General features: G+C 55.3%; 3 protein-coding genes. 1 reads left to right on the top strand and 2 read right to left on the bottom strand.

The features are described from left to right. Positions 1-218 precede the first annotated feature (218 nt). Both D9742_RS22695 and D9742_RS22690 read right to left on the bottom strand, forming a co-directional pair. Complete coding sequence (locus D9742_RS22695) at positions 219-1,259, bottom strand: phage portal protein (protein WP_130238308.1); 1,041 nt, start codon at positions 1,257-1,259, stop codon at positions 219-221. After that, positions 1,259-3,025, bottom strand: coding sequence for a terminase ATPase subunit family protein (locus D9742_RS22690; RefSeq protein WP_001098431.1), 1,767 nt, complete (start codon positions 3,023-3,025; stop codon positions 1,259-1,261). The genes D9742_RS22695 and D9742_RS22690 overlap by 1 nt, the downstream gene beginning before the upstream one ends. 142 nt (positions 3,026-3,167) lie before the next feature. Here D9742_RS22690 and D9742_RS22685 point away from each other — a divergent pair. Next, the coding region (locus D9742_RS22685) for a GPO family capsid scaffolding protein (RefSeq protein ID WP_165382801.1) at positions 3,168-3,391 on the top strand (224 nt) is incomplete at its 3' end.

Here is a 3,391-nt window from a genome sequence, read left to right as displayed (position 1 = left end):
TGTCATGCAGGTGCATGAAAATCACTGCATAAAGCGGGCAGGCGTGGCGGGGATACGAGCGCGCGCAACGGGGTAAAATGGCCAAAATCCGGCACAGCCTCTGGCCCGCTGGCGGCCTCATTTAGTGGAGGGGGGAGATGTCAGGGCAAAAAGAAACGCCCCGCAGAATGCTGCTGAGGCGTTGTGAGAGTTGGTCGGTTATTGATGTTATGAGTATGTCAGCCTCGTTTGCCCTTAAGTCCTAAGTCATAAGCTTCAAAACGGATCACCTCTTCATCCAGCCAGTCATTCAGCTCCTGCAGTCGCTTTTGCAGTGGCATCAGTTCATTGCGGACGAAGACACGGCTCGCTTTTTCCACATCACCAAAGCCGCCAGTGTTGTTGGGAATGATGCCCATCATTTGCGGCGGTACGCGGTGAGCCGCCATCATGTCATCGCGGCTGACGTTCTTGATGTTCAGAAATTCATCCTTCGCCGCGACTTCCGACAACGGGATAATCTGAATGCCATCTTTTTTGCCGTTAGGCGAGTACATAAACAGGTTGCGGAAGTTGCCGGGTCCTTTAGCACTTTTCATTGCCTTGCGGATGTTATTCACATCCTCCTGGTTCTGCGCGGCGTCGGTCATGTACATGATGAAGCCTGCATGACTGCCGTTAATGTAATACTTGCGGCGGAACAGCGTGGCGGATTCGTTGAGCAGAGCTGACGGGATGGCAGAAAGGTAACCCGGCAGACCATAAATCTCCTGGTTGATATCCGGCTCCATCAGGTGGAAGACGTTACCTTTTGTGAACTGATACGGTTGTGTCGTCAGGCTGTATTGCACAAACCAGTATGTTTCAAGGTCAAGCCCGCGCCGGGTGTATTTTGCCAGTGCAGGCTCCAGCGAAATAACTTCACCGAAACGGTTCGTGCGCTTCTCCAGGTAGGCGTTACCAAAAACCAGATAGTCCTGCACAAAACGGGTAAATGCCTGCTGGCTGAGAAGGCGATGTGGAATATAGGTACTGCTGATAATGTCACGCTTAACACTGATCGGGGAGCTGTGGTGCACGGCAGCGCGGAAGGTGCGCGCCAGTCCGTCGAAGCTGACGGGCGGCTCATACCAGCGATCCATCTGTACGCATTCCACATAGTCCAGCAGTTCGCGGCGGTCCAGTACAGGAATGGGATCACCAAAGCTGAAAGACTCCGCAACGGGTTTTTTAGTTTCTTCTGCAGTTACGGTTTCGCCTGGCGCGATATGTTCTTTCATCAAAAAATCTCCACAATATTGCTGGTATTGGCGGACTCGCCCTGCAGCGGTTCGTTAAACAGTGCGTGCATCGTTGCCCAGGCCAGATCGGCATGGCTGGCTTCTTCGCTGCGGCTGGCTTCATAGGTCGGGCGGTTGCCGCTGGCGGTGGTGGCGCGACGGATTGCCATGAATGACTGCGCAATGTCGGTGTGCCCGGCGTCAAACTCCAGACGGCGGTGGCTGATAATGTCGTAGGCCTTGAGTACCAGGGCGTTTTTAACATTGGGGTTGTAGACAAACTCCCGGACGGCAGGAAAGAACGCTTTCACGTTCTCATAAACCCCGTGACCAACGCCGGTTGAGTCGATACCGATATAGGTCACGTTGTACTGTTCAGTCAGTTTTTTGATGGCGTCCGCCTGGGCACGGAAGTCCATCCCGCGCCACTGGTGACGCTCAAGAATGCGGAACTTACCGCCCGGCACGGCTGGCGGTGCCACCACCACGCATCCGGCGCTGTCGCCGTTTTGCGTACCTTTTGCCGGGTCATAACCGATCCACACTTCGCGCCAGCCAAATGGGCGCAGGGCCAGTGCATGAAAGTCGGTCCAGACTTCCCAGCTGTCCACCATGCACGCCTGCAGCTCGCTGAGCGGGAATACGGACGCGAGATCGTCCACAAACTCGCACATCAGCAGGTTCTGGTATTCGTCCGGGCTGTACTCCATGCGCAACTGGTCAAGGTCGAACAGGTTACAGCCGCCGCGCACCGCATCTTCCACGGTGACTATCTGGCGGTACTGCCCGTCTGCGCACAGCAGGCCGGGAGCCAGATTGCTGTGGGACAGGTCGATGTCCACCTTGTCGGCTTTGTTGCGCCCACGGTTGAACAGCGCTCCGGACCAGAACGGATAAGCACTGTGTGTCAGGCTGGATGGCGTGGAAAAATAGGTCTGTCGCCATTTTTTGTGAATAGCCATCCCGGAAGCCACTTTGCGCAGCTCCTGGAATTTCGGTATCCAGAAATATTCATCCAGATACAGGTTGCCGTGATAACTCTGGGCCGTGCGGGCATTGGTGCCGAGGAAGTAAAGCGTGGCCCCGTTAGGAAGCACCATCGGATCGCCTTTCAGCTCCACCTCCACTTCTTTGGCGAAGTCGATGATGTACTGCTTAAAGACGTGGGCCTGTGCCTTACTGGCGGAAAGGAAAATCTGGTTACGCCCGGTAAGCAGGGCGTCAATCAGGGCTTCACGGGCAAAGTAAAAGGTCGCGCCGATCTGGCGTGACTTCAGCAGGTTGCGGATGCGGTTGGTTTTTCCGGCTTCCCACCAGTGGCGCTGGTAGTTGAACATGGAGGAGTGGAAGATTTCTTCCAGCTTCTCAATCTGTTCATCGGTGAAGACATTTTTTTCCGGCTGACGGCGCGGGCCTTTGTTGCGGTTGGCGACGTTAGGGTTTAAGTCGGCTTCGTTGCCGCCATTGTTAAACTTGCCGATCCGCGCGTGGCGCTCCGACTGGCGCGCCAGCAGGTCAATTTCTTTGAAATCTTTCCCTTCTTTGTGCTCCTTCATAATGAGCTGGCAGTAGCGTGCGGCGGTGGTGAGCTGCATCTGATCCAGCGGCCCATAGTCACCCCACTTGTCGCGTTTTTTCCAGCTGTGAACGGTTGCAACTTTCTCGCCCAGCATTTCAGCAATGCGGGCTACGCGGTATCCCTGAAAGTACAGCAGCATGGCCTGCCGACGGGGATCGAGATCTGCGGGTGTCAGTGTGGTGTTCATGGCACAAACCTACAGCCTTGAATGAAGGCTTTCCCCGCCTGCGGTTTGTGTGGTTGTCGGTACAAATACCGCGCATTGTTTCACTGCCCCCATCACCGCAACCATAAGGCTCCAGTAAGTTTTTTCTAACGGAGCACGGCTCATGACAGTGAAAGCAAAGCGTTTTCGCATCGGGGTGGAAGGTGCCACCACCGACGGACGCGAAATCCAGCGTGAATGGCTGGAACAGATGGCAGCCAGCTACAACCCGGCGGTGTATACCGCGCTGATTAACCTTGAGCACATCAAGTCTTATCTGCCGGACAGCACCTTTAATCGCTACGGCAAGGTGACGGCGCTGTTTGCTGAGGAAATAACGGAAGGCCC

The organism is Escherichia sp. E1V33 (genome assembly GCF_004211955.1).
In the GTDB taxonomy this organism is placed as follows: Bacteria; Pseudomonadota; Gammaproteobacteria; order Enterobacterales; family Enterobacteriaceae; genus Escherichia.
This window is presented reverse-complemented; position numbering and strand designations above follow the sequence as displayed.

What these genes read in the sequence shown, in the direction of transcription:
- D9742_RS22695 (WP_130238308.1), bottom strand. Translation starts at nt 1,259, where the DNA reads ATGAAAGAACATATCGCGCCAGGCGAAACCGTAACTGCAGAAGAAACT.
- D9742_RS22690 (WP_001098431.1), bottom strand. Translation starts at nt 3,025, where the DNA reads ATGAACACCACACTGACACCCGCAGATCTCGATCCCCGTCGGCAGGCC.